This window comes from Vibrio sp. Y176, assembly GCF_033438945.1.
In genome coordinates, this window is the sequence record NZ_JAWOQS010000586.1 from 1 (window position 1) to 676 (window position 676).

The following is a 676-nucleotide window of genomic DNA, read 5'->3' on the forward strand; positions in this document are numbered from 1 at the left end:
GGTGAAGTATTTGATTCGTCATAGCCAACAACAGGAACTAGAAAAACTAGCAGAACAGGCGATGACAAAATCGTACGGAGAGGAGATTCATCAAATGATGCATGATTTCTTTATCCAACAAGGTTTTGCAGGCTTCGTTCGTGCAGGGAAAAAGTAGGTAATCGTGACCGTCTCTTTATTTTTGTTATTGCTGGCGCTGGGCGCTTTTGTTGGTGTGATGGCGGGGCTACTCGGCATTGGGGGCGGATTAATCGTCGTACCTGCGTTGTTATTTTTGCTGCCTTGGGCGGGCATTTCTCCAGAAATGAGCATGCATATGGCGCTTGCGACATCTCTGGCAAGCATCATCGTTACATCAGGTTCTTCTGCTCTCAACCATCTTAAACTTGGCAACGTAGATATGTTTGTTGTGAAGTGGCTAATGCCCGGAGTGGTGATTGGCGGTTTTGTTGGTGCCAACATTGCCGAATGGATCCCAACTCATTACTTGCCGAAAGTATTTGGTGTCATTGTACTGTGTCTAGCTGTGCAGATGTTCCGATCCATTAAAGTAAAAAGTGAGAAGCCAATGCCGAGTAGTCCGGTCACTATGATGTACGGAACGGGAATTGGTGTGGTTTCGAGCTTAGCTGGTATCGGTGGCGGTTCTTTATCGGTGCCTTTTCTCAACAAGCAT

1 protein-coding gene is annotated in these 676 nt (G+C 46.4%); it reads left to right on the plus strand.

The window, feature by feature from the left end:
- Positions 1-163 precede the first annotated feature (163 nt).
- Positions 164-676: sulfite exporter TauE/SafE family protein (locus R7O13_RS27445; RefSeq protein ID WP_318305272.1), on the plus strand; the 513-nt coding region annotated here is incomplete at its 3' end.